Origin of the sequence: Spongiibacter nanhainus, from assembly GCF_016132545.1 — a bacterium.
Classification (GTDB): Bacteria; Pseudomonadota; Gammaproteobacteria; order Pseudomonadales; family Spongiibacteraceae; genus Spongiibacter; species Spongiibacter nanhainus.
In genome coordinates, this window is sequence record NZ_CP066167.1 from 1,289,375 (window position 1) to 1,315,516 (window position 26,142).

The 26,142-nt window shown below is 59.4% G+C and carries 25 protein-coding genes; 9 read left to right on the plus strand and 16 right to left on the minus strand.

Going from position 1 to position 26,142, the window contains the following annotated elements:
* Positions 1 to 29: 29 nt before the first annotated feature.
* On the plus strand, positions 30 to 794 hold the full coding sequence (locus I6N98_RS05870; protein ID WP_198570864.1) for a sulfite exporter TauE/SafE family protein: 765 nt from the start codon (positions 30 to 32) through the stop codon (positions 792 to 794).
* 60 nt (positions 795 to 854) lie between these two features.
* Here the strand turns inward: I6N98_RS05870 and I6N98_RS05875 are convergent, their stop codons facing one another.
* The 5 genes from I6N98_RS05875 to rpsU form a co-directional block, all read right to left on the minus strand.
* Entirely contained in the window at positions 855 to 1,409 is a 555-nt protein-coding gene (locus I6N98_RS05875) for a hypothetical protein (protein WP_198570865.1), read from the minus strand.
* Positions 1,406 to 3,190, minus strand: a complete 1,785-nt coding sequence (gene rpoD / locus I6N98_RS05880; protein ID WP_198570866.1) for an RNA polymerase sigma factor RpoD — start codon at positions 3,188 to 3,190, stop codon at positions 1,406 to 1,408. The genes I6N98_RS05875 and rpoD overlap by 4 nt, the downstream gene beginning before the upstream one ends.
* 118 nt (positions 3,191 to 3,308) lie before the next feature.
* Positions 3,309 to 5,240, minus strand: a complete 1,932-nt coding sequence (gene dnaG / locus I6N98_RS05885; RefSeq protein ID WP_198570867.1) for a DNA primase — start codon at positions 5,238 to 5,240, stop codon at positions 3,309 to 3,311.
* A gap of 103 nt (positions 5,241 to 5,343) precedes the next feature.
* On the minus strand, positions 5,344 to 5,796 hold the full coding sequence (locus I6N98_RS05890) for a GatB/YqeY domain-containing protein (RefSeq protein ID WP_198570868.1): 453 nt from the start codon (positions 5,794 to 5,796) through the stop codon (positions 5,344 to 5,346).
* A gap of 180 nt (positions 5,797 to 5,976) precedes the next feature.
* A complete protein-coding gene (gene rpsU, locus I6N98_RS05895) occupies positions 5,977 to 6,192 on the minus strand; it encodes a 30S ribosomal protein S21 (RefSeq protein WP_198570869.1) in 216 nt (71 codons plus the stop codon).
* Between the two features lie 200 nt (positions 6,193 to 6,392).
* On the opposite strand from rpsU, the gene tsaD reads away from it, so the two are divergent.
* Positions 6,393 to 7,439, plus strand: coding sequence for a tRNA (adenosine(37)-N6)-threonylcarbamoyltransferase complex transferase subunit TsaD (gene tsaD, locus I6N98_RS05900; RefSeq protein ID WP_198570870.1), 1,047 nt, complete (start codon positions 6,393 to 6,395; stop codon positions 7,437 to 7,439).
* On the plus strand, positions 7,439 to 7,792 hold the full coding sequence (gene folB / locus I6N98_RS05905; protein WP_198570871.1) for a dihydroneopterin aldolase: 354 nt from the start codon (positions 7,439 to 7,441) through the stop codon (positions 7,790 to 7,792). The genes tsaD and folB overlap by 1 nt, the downstream gene beginning before the upstream one ends.
* A gap of 202 nt (positions 7,793 to 7,994) precedes the next feature.
* Here the strand turns inward: folB and I6N98_RS05910 are convergent, their stop codons facing one another.
* The 7 genes from I6N98_RS05910 to I6N98_RS05940 all read right to left on the minus strand — a co-directional run bounded on the left by I6N98_RS05910 (position 7,995) and on the right by I6N98_RS05940 (position 15,861).
* On the minus strand, positions 7,995 to 9,077 hold the full coding sequence (locus I6N98_RS05910; protein WP_198570872.1) for a tRNA nucleotidyltransferase/poly(A) polymerase-related protein: 1,083 nt from the start codon (positions 9,075 to 9,077) through the stop codon (positions 7,995 to 7,997).
* A gap of 56 nt (positions 9,078 to 9,133) precedes the next feature.
* Positions 9,134 to 9,940, minus strand: coding sequence for a symmetrical bis(5'-nucleosyl)-tetraphosphatase (locus I6N98_RS05915; protein WP_198570873.1), 807 nt, complete (start codon positions 9,938 to 9,940; stop codon positions 9,134 to 9,136).
* 6 nt (positions 9,941 to 9,946) lie between these two features.
* Positions 9,947 to 10,339 (minus strand): Co2+/Mg2+ efflux protein ApaG, encoded by a 393-nt coding sequence (gene apaG, locus I6N98_RS05920; protein WP_198570874.1) that lies wholly within the window; start codon positions 10,337 to 10,339, stop codon positions 9,947 to 9,949.
* Positions 10,340 to 10,356: 17 nt separating this feature from the next.
* Positions 10,357 to 11,142: a 16S rRNA (adenine(1518)-N(6)/adenine(1519)-N(6))-dimethyltransferase RsmA gene (gene rsmA, locus I6N98_RS05925; RefSeq protein WP_198570875.1), complete on the minus strand. Its 786-nt coding sequence runs from the start codon at positions 11,140 to 11,142 to the stop codon at positions 10,357 to 10,359.
* Positions 11,139 to 12,134, minus strand: coding sequence for a 4-hydroxythreonine-4-phosphate dehydrogenase PdxA (pdxA, locus tag I6N98_RS05930; protein WP_198570876.1), 996 nt, complete (start codon positions 12,132 to 12,134; stop codon positions 11,139 to 11,141). Before pdxA ends, rsmA begins: the two co-directional genes overlap by 4 nt.
* Before the next feature lie 63 nt (positions 12,135 to 12,197).
* Positions 12,198 to 13,463: a peptidylprolyl isomerase gene (locus I6N98_RS05935; protein WP_232787478.1), complete on the minus strand. Its 1,266-nt coding sequence runs from the start codon at positions 13,461 to 13,463 to the stop codon at positions 12,198 to 12,200.
* Positions 13,456 to 15,861: an LPS-assembly protein LptD gene (locus I6N98_RS05940; RefSeq protein WP_198570878.1), complete on the minus strand. Its 2,406-nt coding sequence runs from the start codon at positions 15,859 to 15,861 to the stop codon at positions 13,456 to 13,458. Before I6N98_RS05940 ends, I6N98_RS05935 begins: the two co-directional genes overlap by 8 nt.
* A 115-nt stretch (positions 15,862 to 15,976) precedes the next feature.
* Here I6N98_RS05940 and I6N98_RS05945 point away from each other — a divergent pair, with 115 nt between their 5' ends.
* The 6 genes from I6N98_RS05945 to I6N98_RS05970 all read left to right on the plus strand — a co-directional run bounded on the left by I6N98_RS05945 (position 15,977) and on the right by I6N98_RS05970 (position 21,947).
* On the plus strand, positions 15,977 to 17,068 hold the full coding sequence (locus I6N98_RS05945; RefSeq protein WP_198570879.1) for an aminoglycoside phosphotransferase family protein: 1,092 nt from the start codon (positions 15,977 to 15,979) through the stop codon (positions 17,066 to 17,068).
* Between the two features lie 5 nt (positions 17,069 to 17,073).
* Positions 17,074 to 17,760: an N-acetylmuramate alpha-1-phosphate uridylyltransferase MurU gene (murU, locus tag I6N98_RS05950; protein WP_420496993.1), complete on the plus strand. Its 687-nt coding sequence runs from the start codon at positions 17,074 to 17,076 to the stop codon at positions 17,758 to 17,760.
* A 158-nt stretch (positions 17,761 to 17,918) separates the two neighbouring features.
* Positions 17,919 to 18,587, plus strand: coding sequence for a ribulose-phosphate 3-epimerase (gene rpe / locus I6N98_RS05955; RefSeq protein ID WP_198570881.1), 669 nt, complete (start codon positions 17,919 to 17,921; stop codon positions 18,585 to 18,587).
* The gene (locus I6N98_RS05960) at positions 18,584 to 19,297 is read left to right on the plus strand and encodes a phosphoglycolate phosphatase (protein ID WP_198570882.1); all 714 of its coding nucleotides are present in this window, start codon (positions 18,584 to 18,586) and stop codon (positions 19,295 to 19,297) included. The genes rpe and I6N98_RS05960 overlap by 4 nt, the downstream gene beginning before the upstream one ends.
* A gap of 695 nt (positions 19,298 to 19,992) precedes the next feature.
* Positions 19,993 to 20,973, plus strand: coding sequence for an IS110 family RNA-guided transposase (locus tag I6N98_RS05965; protein ID WP_198570612.1), 981 nt, complete (start codon positions 19,993 to 19,995; stop codon positions 20,971 to 20,973).
* Between the two features lie 272 nt (positions 20,974 to 21,245).
* Positions 21,246 to 21,947 carry a hypothetical protein gene (locus I6N98_RS05970; RefSeq protein ID WP_198570883.1) on the plus strand — a complete coding sequence of 234 codons (702 nt, stop codon included), beginning with the start codon at positions 21,246 to 21,248 and terminating at the stop codon, positions 21,945 to 21,947.
* Between the two features lie 42 nt (positions 21,948 to 21,989).
* On the opposite strand, the gene I6N98_RS05975 is transcribed toward I6N98_RS05970, so the two are convergent.
* From I6N98_RS05975 to I6N98_RS05990, 4 genes are all read right to left on the minus strand, one after another.
* Entirely contained in the window at positions 21,990 to 23,399 is a 1,410-nt protein-coding gene (locus tag I6N98_RS05975; protein ID WP_198570884.1) for an alkaline phosphatase PhoX, read from the minus strand.
* Between the two features lie 84 nt (positions 23,400 to 23,483).
* On the minus strand, positions 23,484 to 24,071 hold the full coding sequence (locus I6N98_RS05980; protein ID WP_198570885.1) for a DUF488 domain-containing protein: 588 nt from the start codon (positions 24,069 to 24,071) through the stop codon (positions 23,484 to 23,486).
* 3 nt (positions 24,072 to 24,074) lie between these two features.
* On the minus strand, positions 24,075 to 24,737 hold the full coding sequence (locus tag I6N98_RS05985; RefSeq protein WP_198570886.1) for an anthranilate synthase component II: 663 nt from the start codon (positions 24,735 to 24,737) through the stop codon (positions 24,075 to 24,077).
* A complete protein-coding gene (locus tag I6N98_RS05990; protein WP_198570887.1) occupies positions 24,734 to 26,137 on the minus strand; it encodes an anthranilate synthase component I family protein in 1,404 nt (467 codons plus the stop codon). The genes I6N98_RS05985 and I6N98_RS05990 overlap by 4 nt, the downstream gene beginning before the upstream one ends.
* Positions 26,138 to 26,142: the final 5 nt, after the last annotated feature.

Here is a 26,142-nt window from a genome sequence, read left to right on the forward strand (position 1 = left end):
CACAAAAATTCATCGGTCGGTAATTACTTATGCTGTATGAACTCACGCCGCAATTTATCGTTCTGTTGATTGCTATCGGGGGCATTGCCGGCGTGATCAATACTCTGGCGGGGGGCGGCTCCAACCTCACGCTGCCGGCCTTGATGGTGCTGGGTTTGCCCGCCGATGTTGCCAATGCGACTAACCGGGTCGGTGTGCTGGTGCAGGCTGTCACCGTGGTGAGGGGCTTTGATCGCCACCAGCAGCTGCCGAGAGGGGACCTGCGGGCCGTGGTATGGCCCACGGTGGTGGGTTCGGTACTGGGTTCTGCAGCGGCGGCCTTTGCTCCCACCGTATGGCTGAAGCCGGCTTTGCTGACTGCAATGCTGGGTATGGCGGCTCTGGTGCTGCTGCGACCGGATGTGGTGGCTCCGCCACCGGGCACTACGCCGTATCGGGTAGATCAGCGACCCAGTGCCCGCTGGGTTTTGCTGCTGGCCGGGGTCTATGGGGGTTTTGTGCAAGCAGGAGTGGGGTTTATTTTGATCGCCGCCCTGGCGGGGGCACTGCGTTATGACCTGGTAAAAACCAATGCCCTGAAAATGCTGTGCACTCTGTTTCTGACCATTGTCTCTATGGCGCTGTTTATCTGGCAGGACATGGTCGCCTGGGTACCGGGCTTGGTATTGGCGCTGGGCACAATGATTGGTGGTCGCTTGGGTGTCCGGCTGGCCCTGAAAGCCAGCCAGCGGGCACTGAAGTGGTTTTTGTTTGTGATGACGCTGTGCGCCAGTGCCGCGGCAATGTGGCTGTAGTGGAAAAAGTATAGCTAATCGCCGTGCGATGAGGCGTGGGAAGAGTCGTAATCGAAGGCGTTATTGCAGTGACAATTGTCTGAGCTTTTCCAAGGCTTCTTCCAGTGCGGCGACATTTTGTCGAAGTTGCTGTTGCTGCTCCAGGGCGGCGCGATGTTGGCTCTCCAGCTTGTTGAGCCTCAGTGTGTTTTCAAGAGCCAAGTCCAAGGCCTGCAGCAGGGCGTCCTGTTGCTCCGGGGGCTGGAGGGCGAGCTGGTGGAGTTTGTCCACGGCAAGGCTGGCGGACTTGGGGCTGTGCAGCGGTGTGTCTGATCGCAGATACAGCAATGCTTGGTTGGCCAGCGCTTCCCGCCGCAAGGGCAGGCTGAGGTCGTCACTGGCCAGTAGAGACTGTAGCTGCGCTGCGGCGAAGGGATAACGGCCCTGGTTTGCCGCCGTAATTGCCTGCTGCAGGCGCAAATAGTAGGCCTTGGCTGGCGCAGGGTTGCCTTTTGCAGCTTCGCCAGCTTCCGTCATCGCCGGAGGCGGCGGCGCGCTTTGATCGGCTGTGGTGCTACACCCCGCCAGTGCCCATATCAGCGCCAGCGGGGCGATCGCTCTGTGCAGGCCTATCACTCGTCGAGGAAGCTGCGCAGGTGGTCCGAGCGGGTGGGGTGACGCAACTTGCGCAGTGCCTTGGCTTCGATCTGACGAATCCGCTCCCGGGTAACATCGAACTGCTTGCCGACTTCTTCCAGGGTGTGGTCGGTATTCATGTCGATGCCGAAGCGCATGCGCAGCACTTTGGCCTCTCTGGCAGTAAGACCGGCCAGCACTTCCCGGGTGGCTTCCCGCAGGCCTTCGCCTGTTGCCGAATCCACCGGTGAGGAAATGGTGTTGTCCTCGATAAAGTCGCCCAGGTGGGAGTCTTCGTCGTCGCCAATCGGGGTCTCCATGGAAATAGGCTCTTTGGCGATTTTCAGCACTTTGCGAACCTTGTCTTCGGGCATTTCCATGCGCTCGCCCAGCTCCTCAGGGGTGGGTTCGCGCCCCATCTCCTGCAGCATCTGCCGGGAGATGCGGTTGAGCTTGTTGATGGTTTCGATCATGTGCACCGGAATCCGGATGGTGCGGGCCTGGTCCGCAATAGAGCGGGTGATGGCCTGACGAATCCACCAGGTGGCATAGGTCGAGAACTTGTAACCGCGGCGGTATTCAAACTTGTCCACGGCTTTCATCAGGCCGATGTTGCCTTCCTGAATCAGATCGAGGAACTGCAGACCGCGGTTGGTGTACTTCTTGGCGATGGAGATAACCAAACGCAGGTTGGCTTCTACCATTTCTTTTTTGGCGCGGCGGGCCCGGGCCTCGCCGATAGAGATGCGGCGATTGATCTCTTTGATATCGGAAATAGTCAGGTCCTGACGCTCTTCGATATGGGCGATACGGGTCTGGATTTTACTAATGGCGTCGCCAAAATCGGCCAGTGCGGGGTGAGTCTTGCTGTGCTCTTTCACCCAGCCGAGGTTGGCTTCATTGCCCTGGAAAGCGCGGATAAAGGCGCGACGATCCATGCCCACGTTCTTGACGCAGATCACCATGATTTCTCTTTCCATGGCGCGAATGGAGCTGAGGGTGGTGCGTACTTCTTCCACCAGGGGCTCAAACATCGCCGGCGTCAGTTTAAAGAATTTGAACAGCTCACCCAGTGCCGCCAATTCCCGGGCGGTTTGTTTGCTGTAACGCCCCTGGGCAGCGATGGATTTTTCTACCTTGTCGGCCTGCTTTTGCAGCGCCGTGAAGCGCGACCGGGCCTCCTCGGGATCAGGGCCAGAGGTGGTTTCCTCGTCGTCATCGGAGTCTGCCGCAGCCGCTGCTTGCTGTTGGGGGGAGGGCACGTTGTCGGCCGGGTCCAGGTAGCCGCTGATGATATCGCCCAGGCGGCGCTCTTCAGTGGCCACTTTGTCGTACTCGGCCAGGATGCCGTTAACCACGCCGGGATAGTAGGCCAAGGCGGCCATCATTTCCCGAATGCCTTCCTCGATACGCTTGGCGATGGCGATTTCGCCTTCCCGGGTCAGCAGTTCGACGGTGCCCATTTCCCGCATATACATCCGTACCGGGTCAGTGGTACGACCGGTTTCGGTTTCTACGGCGGCCAGGGCAGCGGCGGCTTCAGCGGCGGCGATATCGTCGGCGGAGTCGCCGCCGGTCATGATCAGGGTATCCTCGTCCGGGGCGTGCTCGAACACCTGGATACCCATGTCGTTGATCATTTGAATGATCTCTTCCACCTGATCCGGATCAGAAATATCCTCCGGCAGATGGTCGTTGACCTCTGAATAGGTCAGAAATCCCTGCTCCTTGCCTTTGGCAATGAGTTGTTTCAGGCGAGATTGGTGATGTGCGTCGCTCATACTAGCTATGTACTCGTCAGGTGCAGGCCCAAAAAATAGCCGCGCATTATACTTCAATTGCCTACTGTTCGACCAGCTAAGTAGGGGGATGTTCAGCTAAATTGTCGACCAGGGCGTGTTAGCGGCGGTGTTTTTCCGCCAGTAATTGCTGGATATGCAACAGCTGGGCCTTGGTCTCGTCGTCAATTTCAGCGTAGTTGGCGGTGGTGGTTTTGTCGACTTCGGGTTGTACGGTGTCGCTTACGGGAAGCTCGGGCCGCTCGGATGTGCGGGCTTTCAAGGCAGCGAGTCGCTCCCGGTAGCGCTGCTCGGTATGTTGTGCCTGAAAGAACTGCAGCGTGTCGCTAAAGGCGGCGGCGGCGCGCTCGTCGTCCAGCCAGGGCCCCAGTAGCTCGATGGTATTGAGAGCTTCGGTGAGCAGGGCGTACTGGGGCTGGCCGTGCCAGTGCCCCAGCAACATGGCGGTGGTGGAGTCGGGGCGTCGCTCCAATAATTGCAGAATATCCCTCAGTAGGACCTCGCTATCGCTATCTCCCAGCGCTGACTTCCCCAGAGCCGATAGACCCAGCGGCACCTTTGCGGTGCGTTGAGGTGCAAAAAGCAGCATCGCCAGTGCGAATAGGGCCGGGTCCCGCCGGGAGGCCGGTAGTTTGGCCATCAGGCCGGCGGTGTCGCGGCGTTTTTCGCTTCTATCGCTGCTACCTGTGTGCCCGGGTGGCGGTGCCTCGTCCTCAGGAGGGGCGGCCGATTGCATCAACTGTTCCAGTGCCTGGGGCGTGAGTCCGGTACGCTTGGCCAGTGCGTCCAGCATCAGTTGCTTGTAGACCCCCTCCGGCAGTTGCGCCAACATCGGAGCAGCCAGTTTACTTAGCCGCGCCCGGCCCTCCATGGAATCGGTGTTGAGGCCCTCGCTCAGGCTGGTAAACAGAAAGTCTTCCAGTGGCATGGCCTGGGCAATGTGCTGTAAAAATCCAGCGGTGCCGATGCGGCGCACCAGGCTGTCGGGGTCCTCCCCCTCGGGGAGAAACAAAAAGCGGACTTGGCGGCCATCTTCCATGACTGGCAGAGCATTTTCCAGCGCTCGCTGTGCGGCGTTGCGCCCGGCTTGGTCGCCGTCGAAACAGAAGACGATTTCACTGGTGTAGCGAAACGCGGTACGCAGGTGGTCGGTATTGCTGGCAGTACCCAGGGTGGCCACCCCTCGGGGGATGCCATTTTGCGCCAGGGCCACCACATCCATATAGCCCTCTACCACCAGCAGTTGGTCCAACTGCCGGTTATGTTGGCGGGCCTCGTAGAGACCGTAGAGCTCGCGGCCCTTATGGAAGATATCGGTCTCTGGCGAATTGAGGTACTTGGGTTTGTCGTCACCCAAGACCCGACCGCCAAAGGCCACTACCCGGCCGCGGTTGTCGCGGATGGGGAACATGATCCGGTCCCTAAAGCGGTCATAGCTGCGGCCATCTTCCCTGACCACCACCATGCCGGCGTCGATTAGTTGCTGGCGGGCCTGTTCGTCAACGCCGAACTGTTGCAGCACGTTGTCCCAGCCCGGCGGTGCGAAGCCGATGCCGAAGTCCCGGGCGATCTGGCCGTTTAGGCCACGTTGTTTGAGATAGTCGACAGCGCGCTGGCCCTGGGGGTGCTGGCGGAGCTGCTGCTGGTAATGGGTTGCCAGCTGCGCCATCAAATCGTAGATGGTTTTGCGCTGCTGTTGTTTGCGCTGTTGTTGCGGTGTCAGTTCTTCTCGGGGTACCTCCAGGCCAGCGTGGTGGGCCAGGGTGTCCACGGCGGCGGGAAAGTCCTGCCGGTCGTAATCCATGATAAAGCTGAGGGCGTTACCGCCAGCGCCGCAACCAAAGCAGTAGTAGAACTGCTTATCCGGATTAACGCTGAAAGAGGGGGTCTTCTCGTCGTGGAACGGGCAGCGGGCGGTGTAGTTGCGGCCGGACTTTTTTAAGGGCACCCGGCGGTCGATGATCTCGACAATGTCGAGCCGCGACAGCAGGTCATCGATAAAACTCTGGGGGATGCGTCCTTTAGCGGCCACTCGGCAGGTCCAGTCGTGGGCGAAAAATAGGTGGATTAGAGTAGCAGTGGCGAGGGAGGCCGGCAATCAGCCCGATCGGCCGAGTCGCCTGATGAAATCAGACTTAGCCTTGCAGGCGGGCCTTGATCAGTTTGCTGACCTCTGCCATATCAGCCCGCCCTTGTAACTGAGGCTTGAGCAGACCCATCACCTGGCCCATGGCTTTCATGGAGTCTGCGCCACTGTCGCTAATGGCTTTGTCGATCAAGGTGGTGAGTTCGGCTTCGCTCAGCGGCGCGGGCATGAAGGTTTGGATGACCTCCATCTCAAAGCGCTCTTGGTCTGCTAAGTCCTGGCGGTTTGCGCCTTCGTACTGGCTGATGGAGTCCCGGCGCTGTTTGCACATTTTATCCAGCACAGCCAGTACGCGTTCGTCGTCGACTTCGATGCGTTCATCGACTTCAATACGCTTGATCTCCGAGAGAATCAGACGAATGGCGGCCAGGCGTGACTTTTCCTTGGCCCGCATGGCGGACTTCATCGCCTCGCTGATTTCTTTTTTGAGGGTCTGGGCCATGGGTCACCGGTAGGTCGTGTAGAACAGAGGTGCTCTCAAAAGAAGACGCCAGCTCGACAGCTGGCGACCGCTTTTCTTGCCTTTTTTCTTGCCTTATTTCCTTGCCCTACTTATACCCAAAGGCCAAGTTTGGAAAGGCTTTGTGGGCTGCGCCACCGGGCGCCGCAGCCGAGCTGCAGCTTAGTAGAGGCGCTGCTGCTTCTTCATTTCACGAGACACTTTTTTGGCGTGGCGCTTAACCGCGGCCGCTGCCTGACGCTTGCGCACTGACGTGGGCTTCTCGTAGTGCTCGCGACGACGAACTTCGGCCAGGATGCCGGCTTTTTCGCAGGAGCGCTTGAAGCGACGCAGTGCTACGTCAAATGGCTCGTTTTCTTTGATCTTCACTGAAGGCATTCGTTAAACCTGTGTTGGGTTGATCGATAATTTTCGCTACAGATTTTACCCCTCTCAATAGGAAGGGTATTTAAAGGCCGCGCATTCTAAACCCTTTGCGATAAAAAGCAAAGCTTAAATGGGCGATCAGGGCCGCCACCGCTGGCCTGGATGTCGGGCAGCCAGTATGATTTGCGCAATTTGCTTGTGGAGACAACAAAGTGCGGGTACTGGGACTGGAAACCTCCTGTGATGAGACCGGCGTCGCCATTTACGACAGTGAGCGCGGTTTACTGGCCGATGCCCTGTACAGCCAGGTGGCGTTGCACGCGGAGTTTGGCGGTGTGGTGCCAGAGTTGGCCTCCCGGGATCACGTGCGCAAATTGCTGCCCCTGGTACAGCAAGTCATGGACGACGCGGGCTTGCAGGCAACTGATCTTGACGGAGTGGCCTTTACCGAGGGGCCGGGACTGGCCGGCGCGCTGATGGTGGGCGCCTGTGCAGGCCGGGCCATGGCCTACGGCTGGGGCGTGCCGGCTATCGGCGTACACCACATGGAGGGGCACTTACTGGCACCGATGCTGGAAGCCGATCCGCCCGCCTTCCCCTTTGTGGCATTGCTGGTGTCCGGTGGGCATACCCAACTGGTGCGGGTCGACGGCATCGGTCGTTATACCATGCTGGGAGAGTCTCTGGACGACGCCGCTGGCGAGGCCTTCGATAAGGCCGCCAAAATGTTGGAGTTAGGTTACCCCGGCGGCCCCCAGGTGGCGGCATTGGCCGACAAAGGCGATACCGGACGTTTCACCTTCCCTCGGCCGATGGTGAACCGCCCTGGCCTGGATTTTAGTTTTAGCGGTTTAAAGACCTTTACCCTGAATACCATCGATGCCTGCCGCAGCGGTGGCGAGCTGAGCGATCGGGATCGCGCCGATATTGCCGCTGCCTTTCAAGAGGCCGTGGTGGATACCTTGGTGATCAAATGCACCCGGGCGCTTAAACAGGAACAGTTGCAGCGCCTGGTCATTGCCGGCGGTGTCAGTGCCAACACGGCGCTGCGCCAGCGTTTGGAAGCCAAGCTCGCGCAAATTGGCGGGCGGGTGTACTACCCCAGCTTGGCCTATTGCACCGACAACGGTGCGATGATCGCCTACGCCGGCTGCCAGCGCCTGTTGTCTGGCCAGCACAGTGATCTTGAAGTGGCAGTGCGGCCACGGTGGCCGATGACGGAGCTGAGCCCGGTGGAAGTCGAAGAGGGCCGTTGCTAATGGATACCGTCTTTATTCGCGGCTTGCGCATCGAGACCTTGATCGGTATTCACGACTACGAGCGCCAGGGGCGACAGCCCATCGTGTTGGATATCGAGATGGCTTGGGACAATCGCCCTGCAGCTCAGGGAGACGATATCGCCCTGACGCTGGACTATCAAAAGGTCAGTGAACGCCTGATTGATTATGTTGGCAGCAGTGAGTGTTTGCTGGTGGAAACTCTGGCGGAGCGTTGCGCTGACTTGCTGCGTGAGGAGTTTGCCATTCCCTGGTTGCGGCTCCGGCTCAGTAAGCCGGATGCCATCGACGCCGCCGATGCCGTAGGCGTAGACATCGAACGGGGGCAGCGGTAGGGCGTACATCGCGGTTTATGTACGCCGCAACCACGTGGTGAATGGCGGACACGACAGCGGTGTCCGCCGTACGCATGGTGTTGCATCGAATCCCCGGCTCGTAGGGTGGACAGCGCTTTCCTGTCCACCACGATTAGCCAGTGTACGAGCGCGTGGAACAGTGGGTGCAGACACGCGGCGGACATAAACCGCGCTGTCCACCCTACCGGCTTAACAGGCGCTGCAAGGTATCCCGGCGTTGTTCCCGCAATGCCTCTCCCAGGGCTTTGCCTTTGTAACCCTGCTCCATTAGTGCTTGGGCGGTGATGGACCGCAAGGCGTCGGCGGCACGGGCCAGGGTCTCGGCCGCTTGGCTGGGCAATCCGCGATGGCGAGCAACCTGTAAAAATTCGCCCAGCACTTCCGGCCGCCGCAGGTAATCCAGCGACTCCAACATCGCTAAGGCCTCGTCTGCATCGGGGAGCTTGCAAAGCGGCAGCAGGCGGGCGCAGTGCAGCGCCAAATTGCTGGCTTGGTTGGGGACCTTGAGCCTGTCGCAGAGAGAGCGACACTGGCTGTGCCCCATATCGCTGGCGCTGAGGGCAAAGCGGGCCTCAACGCCCAAGTCCAGCGCCTGGTCCAGTGTCGAAAGTAACGCGTCGGACAGCGCCGTGTCCCAACCATCGAACAGGGCGGGCAGGGCGCCGCAGTTTTTCAGCACCCGAAAAAACTCACCGGGGTCTCGCTCACCCAGTGCGCGGGCCATCTCCACCCAGAGCCGTTCCGCCGATAGGGTGGCCAGCTCGCCGCTGGCGCTAATATGCTGCATCAGCGCCAGTGTGTCGTCGGCCACCCTAAAACCGAGGTGTTTGTAGCGGGCGGCAAAGCGGGCCACCCTCAATACCCGCAGAGGGTCTTCTGAGAAGGCCTCGGAGACATGGCGCAGGCGGCGCTGCTGTAGGTCGCGCTGCCCGCCGTAGGGATCGACAATGTGCCCCTCTGTATCCTGGGCCATGGCGTTAATGGTGAGGTCCCGGCGCTGTAGATCCTCCTCCAGCGTCACTTCCGGGCCAAAGTCGCAGATAAAACCATGATAGCCGGTGCCGGATTTGCGCTCTTTGCGGGCCAGGGCATATTCCTCTTTGCTTTCAGGGTGCAAAAACACCGGAAAGTCCTTGCCGACTTGTTGGTAGCCCTGATCCAGCAAGTCCTGGGGAGTCGCGCCTACCACCACCCAGTCCCGCTCGTGGTAGGGGTAATCGAGTAGTTGGTCGCGGACTGCGCCGCCGACAAGGTAGGTTTGCATGAACTCTTTTCTGGGTTGATTGTGATAGACAGGCCCTAAGCATAGCGCGTTGGCGCTCAGCAGTCGCAGCGCAGACGCTCCAGGGTCTCCAGGTTGAACAGGGTCATGCAGTTACCCCACACGCAGCCGGTATCCAGGCCGATTATGTCGTCCCGTCCAGTGTTGCCGTTGAGGGCCGCCCAGTGACCAAAGATCAGGGTTTCGCTGCGCTCTCCCGGCTTCTGCCATTCAAACCAGGGGCGATGGGGGGCGGGAATGCCCTCCAACTCCCCTTTGTATTTGAGATTCAGGCGCCCGTCGGCATCACAGATGCGCATGCGGGTCAGGTAATTGGTGATGCAACGCAGGCGTTCAAGGCCGTGGAGATCGTCTCGCCATAAATCGGGCTGATTGCCGTACATGCTGGACAGAAAAGCGTTGGCCTGGGGCGATTGCAACACCGCCTGGACTTCGCCACTAAGAGCCACCGCCTGGGCGCTAGTCCAGATCGGCGGGATGCCGGCGTGACTCATAATGAAATCACCGGCCGGGTCGCGATGCACCAGGGCTTGCTGTTGCAGCCAATCCATCAGTTCGCCGCAGTCGGGTGCCTTTAGCAGCGCTTCCACGGTGGGGTGAGGGGAGTGATCAACGGCGCTGCGGGCCAGGGACAATGTGTGCAGGTCATGGTTGCCCAGAGTAATGCGCAGACTGTGTCGCAGCGGGTATAAAAAGCGCAGGGTGTCCAGCGAGTCGGGACCCCGTGCCACCAGGTCCCCCACCAGCCAAAGTTGATCGGCGGCGGGGTCAAAATTGACGCGCTCCAGTAGCGTTTTAAGGGGAGTCAGGCAGCCTTGCAGGTCTCCGACGGCGTAGCGAGTCATGGCGGATCAGTGTAGCGCCGAAGGTTGCACCAGAGAAAAGACCTCGATCGGTGCAATAAAAGGTCGGCCACTGGCGCTGATCATTTCGTAGCTGCCCTCCATGGTGCCCACGGCGGTATCCAGCACGGCGCCGGAGGTGTAGCTGAAGGACTCGCCAGGTTCGATCAGCGGTTGCTTGCCCACCACGCCTTCGCCGTGGACTTCCTGCACCTGATTGTCACCGTCGGTGATAATCCAGTGGCGATTGAGCAAGCGCACCGCCTCTTCGCCGCCGTTGCGAATGGTGATGGTGTAGGCAAACGCAAAACGCTGGCCTTGTGGATCGGATTGGTCGGGTAGGTATTGGGTCTCTACCTCGACCTGGACGTTAGATTCATCACTATTTTCAGTTGAAGTCATCGGCTTGGGCACTCTATTCATTGTTCGCGATACACAGCGTTGGCAATGGCGACAAAATCGGATAGGGCCAGCTGTTCCGGTCGCGCAGTGGGGGATATACCCAGGGCTTCCAATTGCTCGCTGCTAATATGATTTTTTAATGTATTGCGCAGGGTTTTGCGGCGTTGGCCAAAGCTGTCTCGCACGATGCCCTGCAACGTTGCCACATCCTTCGTCGGGTAGGGCAAGGTGTCGTGAGGGCGCAGACGAACGATGGCGGATTGTACCTTGGGTCTGGGGCTAAAAGCCTCTGGCGGTACCTCGAAAAGCCCCTCGACCTGGCAATAGTACTGTGCCATTACCCCCAGGCGTCCATACGTCTTGCTGCCCGGCTGCGCGGCCAGGCGGTCCACCACTTCCTTTTGCAGCATAAAGTGCATGTCAGCGATGGCGCCCTGGGCGGCCAGCAAGTGGAAAATCAGCGGTGTGGAGATATTGTAGGGTAAATTGCCCACCACCCGCAGTGGCGTATCCCCGGCCAGTTCGGCAATATCGAATTTTAACGCATCCCCCTGGTGGAGGTGAAAGTTGTCGCGATCGGCAAATTTGTCCTCCAGGATCGGCACCAGATCCCGGTCCAGCTCGATGACATCGAGCCGGGCGCCGCTGTCCAGTAGCGATGCGGTAATGGCGCCCTGGCCGGGGCCAATCTCAAGGAGACGCTGCCCCGGTTTGGGAGCAACCGCTGAAACGATACGGCGAATAATGCCGGGATCGTGGAGGAAGTTTTGGCCAAAGCGTTTACGGGCGCGGTGGGTGGTCATGATGGTATCCGATGTCGGGCCCGGGCCATATCGATGCCGGTGCGCAGGGCCTGCTCAAAGCTGCCGGTATCGGCGCGACCGCTGCCGGCTAAATCCAGCGCCGTGCCGTGGTCTACTGAGGTGCGCACAATGGGCAGCCCCAGAGTGATGTTGATGGCGCGACCAAAGCCCTGGTACTTCAGTACCGGCAGGCCCTGATCGTGGTACATCGCCAGCACCGCATCACAGCGCTCCAGATGGCGGGGCGTAAAGGCGGTATCGGCGGGGAGGGGGCCCTCCAACTGCCACCCCTGTTGGCGGTAGCGCGCCAGGCAGGGGTTGATAATGTCGATTTCCTCGCGACCCAGGTGACCGCTCTCGCCGGCGTGGGGGTTCAGCCCCAACACCAAAGTGCGCGGATTGTCGCAGCCAAAATCCCGTTGCAGGGCATCCTGCAGTATTTCCAGGGTGCGGCTCAGTTCGGCGTCGTCAATGGCGTCTGCTACCGCCCGCAGGGGCAGGTGGGTGGTAACCAGGGCCACTCGCAATTCGTCGGTGGCCAGCATCATCACGACTTTGTCTACGCCGCAGCGCTGGGCAAGAAACTCAGTATGGCCACTAAAGGCAATACCGGCGTCGTTGATGATGGATTTTTGTACCGGACCGGTCACCAGCGCCTGGGTGTGCCCAGCCAGGCAGGCGTCAGTGGCTAATCTTAGGGTAGTGAGTACATAGTCGGCATTGGTGGCGTCGAGTTTGCCGGCTTGCGCGGGGGCCGCCAGGGCTGTGCTCAGGCAGCGCAGGGTGCCGGGGGTGTGGGCCTCGGGCGGCGCTGAGAAATCCACTTCACGGCAATCCAGCGGTAGGCCGAGCTGCTTGGCTCGCTCCAGTAACAGCGCTGGATCGGCAACGGCGACGAGTTCCGCCGGCCAGGATTGCTGGGCCAGTTTGACCAGCAACTCCGGGCCCACACCAGCGGGCTCGCCGGGAGTGACAGCAATACGGGGAGTCATGGCAATGGCCGCGAGTAAAGGAGCTGGGTGATCCGCTGGGCCGGGCCAGTGCCCGGCAAGTGCTTAGATCTTGATATCGACATAGGCCTCGGCGCGGATTTTGCGCAGCCAGATATCCAGTTCGTCCTGGAACTTGCGTTCGTGAATCGCATTGCGGGCAATACGCTCCCGCAGTTGATCGGTCACGTCCTGCTGACGGCGGTCTTCCACTTTGATGATGTGCCAGCCGTACTGGGATTTGACCGGCGGCGAAATTTCGCCGACATCGGTGTTTTGCATAGCCTGCTCAAAGGCCGGCACCATCTGGCCGGGGCTGGTCCAGCCCAAATCGCCACCCTCTTGAGCGGAGCCGATATCCTCGGAGAATTCCTTGGCCAGCTCGTGGAAGGACTCGCCATTTAGCACCCGCTGGCGCAGTGTTTTTGCCAGCTCCAGCGTTTGCTGTTCGCTGCGGATCGCCGAGGGTTTTAGCAGGATGTGGCGAGCCCGGGTTTGGGCAACCACTTCTCGAAGGCCGCGGCTCTCCACTAGCTGAATAACGTGGTAGCCACTGGCACTGCGCAGGGGCTGAGAGACCTCGCCGTCTTGCATGTTGGGGGCGACATCGGCAAATAGCGATGGCAGGTCGGTGCCTTTGCGCCAGCCCAGGTCGCTGACTCTTACGCCGTCGCTTTCCAGAGCCTCTGGCTTGCTGCCGCCGCGGAGCCTGCCGGCCAGGGCTTTGGCGCGCTGCTCGGCCTGTTGCCATTGGCTGTCACTGGCGTCAGAAGGCACGGCAATCAGCACGTGAGCCAAGTGGTATTCCGGCGAGGTTTGTTGGCGCCCCTGTTCGGACTCCAAGTAATTTTCAACCTCTTGATCAGAGATCTGTATGCGCTGGTTGACGTTACCGGCCTGAACGCGCTGCAGCAGCATTTCCCGGCGGATCTGCTCGCGGAACTCCCGGTAGGAGGCGCCGCTGTCCAGCAATGCCTGGCGGAATTGCGGCAGGGTAAGGTTGTTGCGGGATGCCACCCGGGTCACCGCCTGGTTGAGCTGCTCGTCGTCAATGCGCAGACCGACCCGCTCTGCCATTTGCAGCTGGATACTCTCCAGGATCAGCAGGTCGAGGATTTCCCGGCGCAGGCGCTCGTCGTCGGGGGGTGTTTTGCCGGCCCGGGCGATGTTGGCTTTCACTGCTTCCACCCTGGCATCCATCTCGCTGGCGAGGATGATGTCTTCATCGACAATGGCGACAATGCGGTCCAGCCAGCGGGTTTCCGCCTGGGCCAAGCTGGCGCACAAGGCCAGCAGAGCCGCAGCAACAATACGCACAGGCATTTTATTCATCAGCTTGGTAACCAAAAATACTTTCCTTTAAAACGCTGGTGACGGCGGTGCCCAGACCGCCGAGACCTTTAAGTTGGAACTCCACCAGCACGGCAGAGTTGACCTCGGTGCCGGAATTGCCGGCCACTGTGTTATTGGACAGATTGTTGTCGTCCGGTTCCAATGCCCGCTGGTAAACCACCCGGGTCAGCCAGCAGCAGTTTTGATATTCGGCCCCAACCAGGTTTTCGACCGGCCGGTTGTCTTCAAAATCGTAGTGTGTCTTGGCGAACAGCTTCCACTGGTTGTTCACCGGCACGCTGACCGAGGCTTCCGCCTGCATGACGTCGTCTTCCAAGCCGCCAAACTGGTTGCCCTCGCGGCGAAAGGTGTAGGCAACATTCAGCAGCGCACCGCTGTCGCCGCGCTGATGGTAGCTTAAATTGCTCTGGTTGATTACCCCTTGGCGGGCATCCATCAGCATATCAATGCTGAAACTCTGCCGCTCGCTGGGCAGCAGACGCACCTGAGTGGCAATGTCGGAGTTACTGGCGTCGCGAATGGGGTCGCCGGGCAATTGCACCTCGCCATCGCTGAAGTAGTAGAGTTGGCCGACACTCAGGGTGAGAAACTCCCGTCCGGCGCCGTGTTCTATAAAACGGCTGGTGACCCCGACGGTCAGCTGGTCGGCGTCATCGAGGCGGTCGTGGCCGGTAAAGCGGCTGCTGCGAAACAGTTGTTGATAGGTAAAGGTCAGCGCGGAGGTATCAAAATCGGGCTGGTCGCTTTGATCGGTAAACTCGGCGTAGCGGTAAAAAAGCCGCGGCTCCAGGGTTTGGGTTAAATCGCTGCCGGCAACGGTCAGGGGGCGTTCAAAGAACAGGCCGGCATCAATGCTGCCCTGCGTACTGCTGGCATTGGGGTTTTCCTCTGCCCCGACCAGGTCCGCATCCACTAGCTCGTAGGCAACATTGCGGCTTTCCAGGCTCGGTTTGATGAAGCCCCAGCGCCAGCGCATGGGGAAGCTGGCCCCCACGGTGCCATAAAGCCGCTGACCGGTAATCTGGTTGCCGCCGTCTTCGACGCTGTCATTGTGGTCAAAGTAGGTGTATTCCAGCTCCATGCTGGGTTCAAGCTGAAAATTTCTCGCCGGCGCGCGGTATTGGAGGCCGATTTGGGGCAGCTTGCGGTAGGGGTCCTCCACCGCCGCGATAGTCTGGTAACGCTGCACTTCCACTCGCGCTGCCCAGCTGTTGTTAAGAAAGCTCAGCTGTGCCTGTTGATTGAGGTGGGTACTGCGCTTCACTTCCAAGTTGGCCAGCCCCAGGTCGTCAAAGTAGTCTTCGTCACTGACTCGGGTGTAGTCGACTTCTGATGACCAACTGTCACTGAAAAAGCCTTTTTCCTGAATGTCCAGCAGCCAGCGATCCTCTCCCTTTTGCTGGTCTTCGGGCAGATAGCTGGTTTTGATCCCCCACTCGCTAATGCCGTTGAGATAGCGGAACTCCGATTCCAGGGCCTCACCGCGCTCTTCGATAAAGCGCGGCGTCAGGATCAGGTCGTAGTTGGGCGCGAGATTGAGGTAATAAGGCGTGGAAATATCCAGCTGATTGTTGGCCAGGCCAAAAGTGGGGAACAAAAAGCCAGTTGCCCGCCGGTCGTCTACCGGGAAGTTGAGGTAGGGGGTGTAAAACACCGGGATATCGTAGACCCGGATGCTGGTGCCTTTGGCCACTCCCCGGCCGCTCTCGAAATCCAGCTCAATTTCCTTGGCGTGCAGCGACCAGGTCTCGTTGTCGGGGGTGCACTGGGTATAGCTGGCATCGCTGAGTTCAAAACGACCGAAGTCAGAACGGGCAATGCGACCGGCAGCGCCCCGGGCGCCGCTGTCGTGGCTGAGGATTTCAGCCTGTTCCAGTTCGCCGAGGCCGCGATTGGTATCGATTAACGCAAACTGCCCCCGCATCATCACTCCCGGCTGGCGCAGTGTCACGTTGTCCCGCAGCAGCACGGTGCTGTCGCTGCGGCGGTATTGGGCGTAGCCGGCGTCGAGACTGAGGTTGCCTTTGCGCAATTGCACGTCGCCAGTCATGGTGGCCTGGTCGCCCACCGATTCAATGGTGTCTGAGGCAACGTTGAGGGGCGCGGTGGCCGGGTCCTGGTCGGCGCCAATCCAGTCCCGGGCCGGCTCGATAAAGCGTCCCTCGCAGCCCGGAGAGGTTTGGCAGCGGGCATCACTGGGCAGCATGTCGTTGGGTACCCAGTTCCAGTGGCGGTAGTATTCTGGCAGGCTCAGGGAATCCAGGTTGATCTGGGGCGCCGATTTGGCATCACTGTTTAGTGCCTGACACGCGTCTTGCCCATAAGCCGTCGTGCTGAGGGCCAGGAAAAGAATGCTGATGGTCAGGCGGTGTGGCATCGACAGTGTGGGCTACGTTATTTGGCAATTTTTGCGAAGGCGCATCATAAAGCATTCTCTGCTAGGATGCCCGTTTGTCTGCTCCCTCAGCACAACGATTTCGGCACAATAATTGATGACCACTGAATCCGCCAACCATCACCGCGATAATGTGCAGCATCGCTTAACGGTGTGGTGCCTGTCTGTCATTGGCCTGCCCGAGTCCACGCCCTGCACCCTGGACGTGGTCTCCGGTGACGCCAGCTTTCGATGTTACTACCGCTTGAGCCTGTCCGATCAGGACCAGTTTATCGCTGTGCACGCGCCGCCGGAAAAAGAGAACAACGCTGAATTTATTGCCGTGCAGCAGCGCCTGTCAGCGGCGGATATCCGCGTGCCGGGGCTGCTGGGCTGGGATCTGCAACAGGGTTTTATGTTGCAGGAGGACTTTGGCGATCGGCTGCTTTTACCGCTGCTGACCGACGTCAACGCTGCAGAACCCTTTTACGATAAGGCCCTTGACAGTCTGCTGGCGATGCAGCGGATTCCCCTGGTTGAGGGTGACCTGCCTGACTACGACTACGCGCGCCTGACCCAGGAAATGGCACTGTTTCCCCAGTGGTTTGTGGAATCCATGCTGGGGCTGGAGCTGCACAACGAAGACCACACTCTGCTGGCCCAGTGCTTTGACACATTGGCCAAGGCGGCGCTGGCCCAGCCCCAGGGTTTTGTTCACCGGGATTTTCACAGCCGCAATATTATGGTGTTGGATGACGGAGAACTGGGCTTTATTGACTTCCAGGACGCCGTGCGGGGACCGCTGACCTACGATCTCGTCTCACTGCTCCGGGACTGCTATATCTGCTGGCCGGAAGCGTCAGTGGCGGCATGGCGGGATCGTTACTACAGCAAAGCGCAGGCGGCGGGGCTGGCACTGCCCGATGCCGCTCAGTTTGCCAAAGATATGGACTGGATGGGGCTGCAGCGCCACCTTAAGGTGCTGGGCATTTTTGCACGCTTGTCGATTCGCGATGGCAAACACGGCTACCTGAACGATCTACCCCTGGTGATGCACTACACCCTGTCGGTGGCGCGCCGTTATGAGGAGCTAGCCCCCTTTGTCGCCTGGTTTGAACGGCGCCTGATGCCATCGATACAGAGTCAGCCCTGGTACCAGGAAAGCTATCGAGAGGGCTACTCAGGGAGCTCCGAGGAGCCGTCGGCGTGAAAGCGATGATCCTTGCCGCGGGTTTGGGCACGCGGATGCGACCGCTCACCGATACCTGCCCCAAGCCGCTGCTTAAAGCGGCGGACAAGCCCTTGATTGACTACCACCTGGAGCGTTTGGCGAAGGCCGGGGTTGGGGAAGTGGTGGTCAATGCCAGCTGGTTGGCGGAGCGTTTGCAGGACTATTTGGGTGATGGTTCCCGCTACGGTTTATCGCTCCGGCTGTCGCTGGAAGCCGAGCCCCTGGAAACCGCCGGTGGCATTGTTCAGGCGCTGCCGCTGTTGGGCGAAGAACCGTTTTTGCTGGTCAATGGCGACGTGTGGACTGACTACCCCTTTGCTCAGCTGCTGTCGGCCACCACCGCCGCCCAGTCTGGCGGTGCCCACTTGGTGTTGATCGACAACCCACCTCATCATCCCGAGGGGGATTTTGTGCTGAGCGAAGGCCGCGTCGGTGAACAGGGCGAGGGTGCGCGTCTAACTTATTCCGGTATCAGTGTGTGGCACCCCCGCTGCTTTACCGGTCTCGATGCCGGGCGGCGGGCCCTTAAGCCGATTATGCTGGAGGCCATGGCCCGGCAGCAGCTCAGCGGCGAATACTTTGCCGGCCGCTGGTGGGATATCGGCACCCCCCAGCGTCTGGCGCAATTGGATACCTTGCTACGCGAAGAGGCAGCGGGAGCCTTGGGCTGAGTGCAGCCCAGCTGAACGCAGCCCGACGGTACGCCGTCCGACCGATCGCGGCCCGGCTGAGTGCAGCCCAGCTGATCGCAGCCCGGCTGATTCCCCGGGCGGGATGCCTTAAAATACCCACCAATCTTTATTTCTAAACGTTCCTACAGGATTCTTGCATGGCTGACTATTGGATTGCCCCGTCGATTCTCTCGGCGGATTTTGCCCGTCTGGGCGAGGAAGTGGATAACGTACTGGAGGCAGGGGCCGACATCGTTCACTTCGACGTGATGGACAATCACTACGTGCCCAACCTCACCATCGGCCCAATGGTTTGCAAGGCGCTGCGCAAACACGGCGTTAAGGCGCCGATCGACGTGCACCTGATGGTTAAACCGGTGGATCAACTGATCGGCGACTTTGCCGAGGCCGGTGCCAGCTACATTACCTTTCACCCCGACGCCTCCATCCATGTTGATCGCTCCCTGCAAATGATCCGGGATGCGGGTTGCAAGGCCGGGCTGGTGCTTAATCCGGCGGTAGGGCCCGACGTACTGAAATACGTAATCGACAAGCTGGACATGATTCTGCTGATGTCGGTGAACCCCGGCTTTGGCGGTCAGTCCTTTATCCCCTCGACGCTGGATAAAGTCCGCGAAGTGCGGGCGCTGATCGATGCCAGTGGGCGGGATATTCGCCTGGAAGTGGACGGCGGTATCTCTGCCAAGAATATCGCCGATATTGCCGCTGCTGGCGCCGATACCTTTGTAGCCGGCTCGGCGATCTTCAATCAGGACGATTACAGCGCCGTTATCGATGGCATGCGGACTCAGCTCGCCAGCGTATGAGCGGTCTCAATGCCTTGCTGAGCGCGCCGCTGCGCGGCCTGCTGTTTGATCTGGACGGCACACTGGTGGACAGCGTACCCGACCTGGCCGCAGCGTTGGATACGGCGCTGGAGTCCCTGGGCTATGCTCCAGCTGGCGAGGCCCGGGCGCGGCACTGGGTGGGCAATGGTGCGCCAAAACTTGCCCAGCGGGGCTTGGCTTGGGCGCTGGAAGTCGATGAGGCACGGGCCCCGGCGGCCCAGGTTGAACGCTTGTTGGCTGAATTTTACCGCGCCTATGGGGAAGACAGTTGGTCCCGCAGTCAACTGTATCCGGGGGTGCGTGAAGCTCTGGAATACTGGGCAGCTCAGGGCATAAAAATGGCCTGCGTGACCAACAAACCGGAGCGCTTTACCCATCCGCTACTGGCGCATTTTGGTCTCGAAGCACTGCTGCCGGTGGTGGTGGGAGGCGACACCTTGCCCCAGCGCAAGCCGGACCCGGCGCCCCTGTTGCTGGCCTGTGAACGCCTTGGCGTGTCTGTAGACAGCACGGTTATGGTGGGGGACTCTATCAATGACGTACAAGCCGCTCGCGCCTGTCATATGCCCGTCGCCTGCGTCAGCTACGGTTACAATCACGGGTCGCCCATTGCCGATGCCAAACCGGATCTGCTGGTGGCGCACTTTTCCGAGTTGCTGCACACAGAGCGCAGAAACCCAGGAAAATAGCGTAGGGCAGACAGCGCTATACCTGTCCGCCGCTGACCGGGTGATTTGATTCGGCGTACATGAAATGCGATGTACGCCCTACGATTCGGGGTGAACTTTGGGCGTCGCGTAGGGCGGACAGCGCTTTACCTGTCCGCCGTGGACCGGTTGATTTGCTTCGGCGTACATGAAATGCGATGTACGCCCTACGTTTCGGGATGAACTTTGGGCGTCGCGAGGGCGGACCGTGCTTTACCTGTCCGCCGTGGACCGGGTGATTTGCTTCGGCGTACATAAAATGCGATGTACGCCCTACGATTCGGGGTGAACTTTGGGCGTCGCGCAGGGCGGACAACGCTTTACCTGTCCGCCGTGGACCGGGTGATTTGCTTCGGCGTACATGAAATGCGATGTACGCCCTACGTTTCGGGATGAGCTTTGGGCGTCGCGCAGGGCGGACAGCGCTTTACCTGTCCGCCGTGGACCGGGTGACTTGCTTCGGCGTACATAAAATGCGATGTACGCCCTTGTATCTCTCCAAAGTGACGGGTTAGCTTCCCGTTGCTTACTGGCCGGGTTTAGAGGATGTGTCCGCCCTTAGCTCTTGAAGCTGCGACGTAGATTATCCTCCCGGCCCCTCATCTTTGATATTGAATGGTATCCAAGCGCCCGGCGCTAGGGCCGGTGACGCTGCATGGACAAGGGGAGTTGGAAAGATGACAGACGTTGTTGGGATCGATGTGAGCAAGGCCAAGCTGGATTGCCTGTGGCTTCGTGATCACACCACTTTGAAGGTGAAGACCAAAGTGATGGCCAATGACAATAAAGGCCATCAAGCACTGTGCCAATGGTTGCCCAAGACCTTAAAGCTTGAGCCCGCACAGATTCTGGTGGTGATGGAAGCGACTGGGATTTACCATGAGCAGCTCGCCCTCACCTTACACGATGCCGGCTTTCGGGTTGCGGTGGTCAACCCGGCCCACATCAAAGCCTACGCCCACAGCCTGGGCAATACCCACAAAACGGATAAGCAAGATAGTTTAATCATTGCCCGCTTTGGCGCTGAACGCGACCCTGCCCTCTGGCAGCCCGAGCCGCTGGAAATCCGTGAGCTGAAGGCGCTGATTGCCCGCCTGGAAGCACTGGAAGTGGATTACCAGCGAGAATGCAACCGCTTGGAGAAGGCGGAACTCCGCCCTGCATCGCAGACGGTTTTAGACTCTATCCACACCATGCTCAGCGAGCTGGAGAAGGCGAAACGCCGTATCGAAGAGGACATCGACGACCACATTGATCGCCACCCTGGGCTCAAGCATGACAAGGCCTTGTTGGAGAGTATCCCCGGCGTGGGAAAGGTCGTCAGCCGCCTGATGCTGTCGGTGATCCATAGTCGGAATTTCACTGGCGCCAAACAGGTGGCGGCTTATCTTGGCCTGATTCCTACCCAGGTGGAATCGGGGGTGTTTCGAGGACGCAGTGCGCTGAGTAAGCGGGGCCCGGCCTCAGTGAGAGCGAAGCTGTACATGGCGGCCGTATGCGCCAGCCAGTACAACCCGGATGTCTCAGCGATGAAAGAACGACTATTGGCCAACGGTAAAAACCGCATGCAGACCATCGGTGCTGCCATGCGTAAGTTGGTGCATATCTGCTTTGGTGTGATCAAGAATCAAACGGAATACAGGCCACAAACGGTGTAAAAAACACCGCTTGTGGCGGTATGGGAGAGATGGTATCTACGTTTCGGGGTGAACTTTGGGCGTCGCGTAGGGCGGACAACGCTTTACCTGTCCGCCGTGGACTGGGTGATTTGTTTCGGCGTACATGAAATGCAATGTACGCCCTACGTTTCGGGATGAACTTCGGGCGTCGCGTAGGGCGGACAGCGCTTTGGTTTCCGCCACGTCCATGCCGGATCTGCCACCACCGATATCCAGAAAATACAGGAATCCACAAAAAGGAGACACAGGACGTGAAGAAAACCACATGGATCGCCGTTGTCATCGGCATACTGGCCTGGCCGCACTTTCTCTTTGCGGCCTGTCCCGCCAACCACGTTGGCCTATCACTGGGTCAGCCTATCGATACCACCAAAAAGGCAGTGCTAGCTAGCGGCGATTTCCGGCTGTTGGACGAAGCCTTCAATCAGCGCCAACAGGTCGGCCACAGTTACTACAGCAACGATGTTTGGAAAACAGAGACACTAAGCCGTGCCGATAATCGCCTGCTGGCACGTTGGGTAACGCCCGAAGGGCGCCAACGCCTGAAACAGGCGGCGGCAAATAATCCGCAACTGGCCCAGTCGGTCGAGCGCTTGTCGGCATTGCCGCCCCGGCGGGACTATAAGCGCATCGATCTGGTAAACGATGGCAGTCGACTGGTCGGGGTTATCGTGGATTTTAATTTTGTTGAGCGGCAGGGCTTGGCGTATTCCCAGCAGAATGAGTCAGCTGAAAAGTTGAGTGATTGGGCCTGGGAGCGGTTTTGTGCAGACGTGACTCTGGATCGCTATGGCCGCTACTACAGCCCGGAGTTACTGTGCATTGACAGCCGGGGAAGCAACACGGAGAAGCAGATTGAAGTGAAGAAACTGCGCCAAGGTGACTGTGTTTACCACCTCACAGTGGGCAGTGTTGGAGCCCGGGAATCCTTGACAGGAGCGGGCCGCCGATAGGGCCCGCATCCTTTGGTCCCGGAGCCGGGTGAGATGCCCGCACTAACTCCGGTACGCTTCGGGTATGGTCAGCTCATAGGTGAGACCTAGGCCGGGGATGCCGAAAAATACCGGCCCCCGCTGTGAGCTGAAATACAGGCGACTGCCGTCGGCGGTAAAGGCGGGGCCGGTAAGCTCACTGCTGCCGCCCGGGACTTGCAACAGAATCTTTGAGGGCTGGTTGGGGATCACCAGCAGCAGTCGCATGGCATCGCCATCCTCCGCCACAATCACATCGCCAGCGGGGCTGACCACCAGGTTGTCGACATCGTTGATGGGCATGTCGTTGCCGATCAGCTGATCATTGTCGAACACCACTTCAATCAGGTCGTTATCCACGTCCAAGGCGTAGACCCGGTTGTCGCCTTTACAGGTGAAAAACACCACCGCCCGCAGCGGGTTGGGGCTGCCTTCAACATTGGGGCGTTCACCCTCGGGGAAATATTGCATCCAGATGCCTTCTCCCCCTTTAAAGACCGTCCCCGGCGCGCTGCCGGTGGCGTTCAGTTCATCCCGCACCTCGGCCTGGGGACGGTCGGGGGATTGCACAGGCACCCAGCTGACCTTGTGCAGCTTGCGGGCGGTGCTCAGATCGTCTTGGTAACCGCCATTCTCAAAGCCCTCGATTTCCAGCACTTCCAGCAAGCCGGCGTCCAGATTAAGGCCTTCGCGACCGTTAATGGCTGGAGCATTGCCGATAGCGGTAAAGCGGTACAGGCGACCACTGCCGGAGTCTTCGGTGAGGTAGACGCTGCGGGTGGGCATATCCACAGCGGCGGCCTCGTGGTTGAAAATTCCTAACGCGGGGTGGGCCACTGCCGAGTCGGCATCGCCAAAGGGGTCGCATTCATAGACCAGGCCGTCGCCAACTTCCTCGCAGGACAGCCAGGTCTGCCAGGGGGTGGCGCCGCCGGCGCAGTTGCGACGGGTGTTGCGGAGGATGCGGTAGTGGTCGGTGACCTCGCCGCTGGCGTTAAAGCGCAGCGCACCCACACCGCCCGGAGTGCTTTCGCTGTTGGAGACATACGCCCAGCCGCCGTCGTCGGCCATAAATACGGCGCCACCATCCGGTGCCTGGTGCCAGGGGGTAAAGCCCAGACTGGCAGGTATACCGGATCGCGCAACCCGGCGCACGCTGAACCCTTCGGGGATCAAAATGCTATCCACATCGGACTCGACCAAGGGGCCGATTTGGCTGAGGGGGCCGGGTTGCAGGGGGAGTTGCGTAGCCGCTGGTGCGGGGGGATTGGGGATGTCTGGGTTAGGAGTGTCTGGGTTGGGATTGTCCGGGTTGGGAGAATCTCCGGAGCCGCGGTTGGGGGAACTAGAGGAGCTCCCACAGGCGTAAAGCCCGACGGCGGCAGACCCCAAAAACATGGCGCGAAGTAGCTCGCGGCGGCTGGATGTTTGCATGATAGCCTCTCAAACTGCGACAGGTATGTGACAGGTTAAAAGGCCATAAGCTAACGCAGGACTATGGCAACTTGGTGACGGCAATCATGATTCCATCGGGCGCCGGTAGGCGTATTGTCGGCACTGAGCCTGCCAGGCCAGCGCGTCGCAGCGGTCTTCGGGGGTCAGCATATCTGGCACGATAGGCTGTTGTTGCCGCCAGCGCTGCTGAGTGCTTGTCTGGGTTTCCAATTCACCGCTGTGGAGTATATGCGTCAGCGGCATGCCCAGCGCGTGCTGCCAGTAGTGGCCGATCAATAAACTACGGTGGCAAACCGCCGGATCTTTCTCTGCGCAGAGCAGAGCAATAGTCAGCCCTTTGTCGATGCCTCGCTGCAGGCGCTCAATGCCCTGCTGAAATAGCGGCGCCTGTTGCAGCCGATCAAACTGCACTTGATTGCTATGGTCATAGTGGCTGGGGTCCTTGGAACGGGGACCGAGTTCGTCTCCCAGGTAGACGTAGTGGATGCCTCGGGCGCGCAAAGCCGCTGCCAGTGCTTCCCGGTGATAGTCGTGAAACACCTTGCTGTAAGGCACCGAGCGCACGTCGGCAATGGCATTAATATTGTGCCGGTCCAGTTGCGCGAGAAAATCCTCGATTGCCTTGGTGGCGTAGCCGATGGAATACAGCACAGCTTAGGCGGCGAACAGGAAGTTCTTGATCAACTCCTTGCCGCCTTCAGTGGCAAAGGATTCGGGATGAAACTGAATGCCGTAAATCGGGTAGTCCCGGTGTTGCACCCCCATGATCTCGAAGTCGCCACCCTGTCGTACCCGTGTCAGATCGTCAAAATCCGCCGCGCCTAACTCGCCCACTGCCGCGGTTACGCGCAATACCGCGGGGAAGGTTTCAGCCTCGGCGATTAGCGAGTGATAGCGCATCACCTCCAGTTGATTGGGGACGTCCTTAAACATACCGCGATTGTCGTGGCTGATGGGGCTAATTTTACCGTGCATGGGCAGGGGCGCTTTCACCACCGCGCCGCCAAACACGTGGACAATGCCCTGCATGCCCAGGCACACCCCCAGCATGGGTATGGATTTGCCCAGCTCGGCAATCACCTGGGCACAGACGCCAAAGTAGGCCTCGTCATCCGGCGAGCCGGGGCCGGGGGAGACGATAATGCGGTCGGGGGACATGGCCTGTATTTGTTCCAGACTGATCTGGTCATTGCGCTTCACGGTAATGGTGAAGTGCTCTATCGCACCGCGGTTTTGCTCCGAGGTGAGGATTTCACCGATGTACTGGTAGAGGTTGTAGGTAAAGGAGTCGTAGTTGTCGATGATTAGCACCTTCATTGCGACGCTCCGCCAGTGTTATCCATAAACTGATCTAACACCTTTTTGGTGCCGGCAAATTTGCGCACAATTTCCTCGTATTCGTCGTCGGGGTTGGAGTCGTAGACGTTGCCGCCGCAGGTCTGCACATAGGCATCTTCACCGTTGGCAAACACCGTGCGGATGGGGATGGCAAAGGTGCAGTCACCGTTAAAGGAGAAATGCCCCACCGCGCCACCGTAGGGCCCGCGGCCGTCGTTTTCCAGGTCATTAATGATCTTCATGGCCTCGATCTTGGGCGCCCCGGTCAGGGTGCCGGCGGGAAAGTTACTGGCCAGCGCCGAGAACATATCCTCACCCTCGGCGATAATGCCGACGATCTCGCTGGAAATATGCTGAACGTGACTAAAGCGTTTGATGTCCATCAGGCTGCGGACTTTGACGGTGCCAAACTGCGCCACCCGACCGATGTCGTTGCGGTGCAGATCGACAATCATATTGTGTTCGGCAATTTCCTTGGGATCGTTGAGCAGGGTGCGGGCCAGCGCGGTATCTTCTTTCTCATCGGCGCCTCGCTTGGTGGTGCCGGCCAAGGGGAAGGTTTCCATCTCGCCCTGGCGCAAACGGAACAGCAGCTCGGGGCTGGCGCCGATCAGTTTTTGCTGGTCAAATTTCACGTAGTACATCTGCGGCGAGGGGTTGATGCTCCGCATCTGTTCATAGATATTGATGGCGTCGCCTTCCAGTTTAAAGCGCTTTTTGAAGCCCACCTCGGTCTGAAAAATCTTGCCCTCGATAATGTCCTGCTTAACCTTGAGTACCGCGTCCCGGTGCTCCTCCCGGCTCATAGTTTCGCCGGTAGCGGTGACCCGCAGCGGGCCGTTCTCTACCTCTGGCGCGGCCAGCAGCGCTTCGATCTCGGCCAGGCGACTGTCGCTGTAGTAGAAGTAGATGAGCTCGCCGGTCATTTTGTCGAGGATCAGGCCGTCCTTGAACAGGCCAAAGCGAAAGGCATCGAACATCTCGCTAGCCTGGATGCTTAGGCTGGGCTCAAAATAGTTCATCGCATCGTAGCCCAAGTAGCCGGTCAGGCCACCGGCGTACTTCCGCGAAATAATATTCTGCGGCACGATCTCTCGCAGCAGCTCGTAGGGGTTGTCGCAGGGGTAATCCTGGCGGCTGCCGTCGCGCTCTTCGATGGTCAGCGTGCTGCCATTGGCGTAGAGCAGCTGTTCCGGGTCAAAGCCGATAATGGAGTGGCGAGCGATATGGCTGTCTTCCCCCAGAGACTCCAGATAGAAACAGTTGTCGTAGCGGCGCTCGATTTTTTTGAACAGACTGAAAAAATCGCAATCGGCAGTGATGGTCATGTAATGCGGCTTGCGGGGCAGGCTAAGACGCTCGGGTTTGGCTGTGGGCATAACAA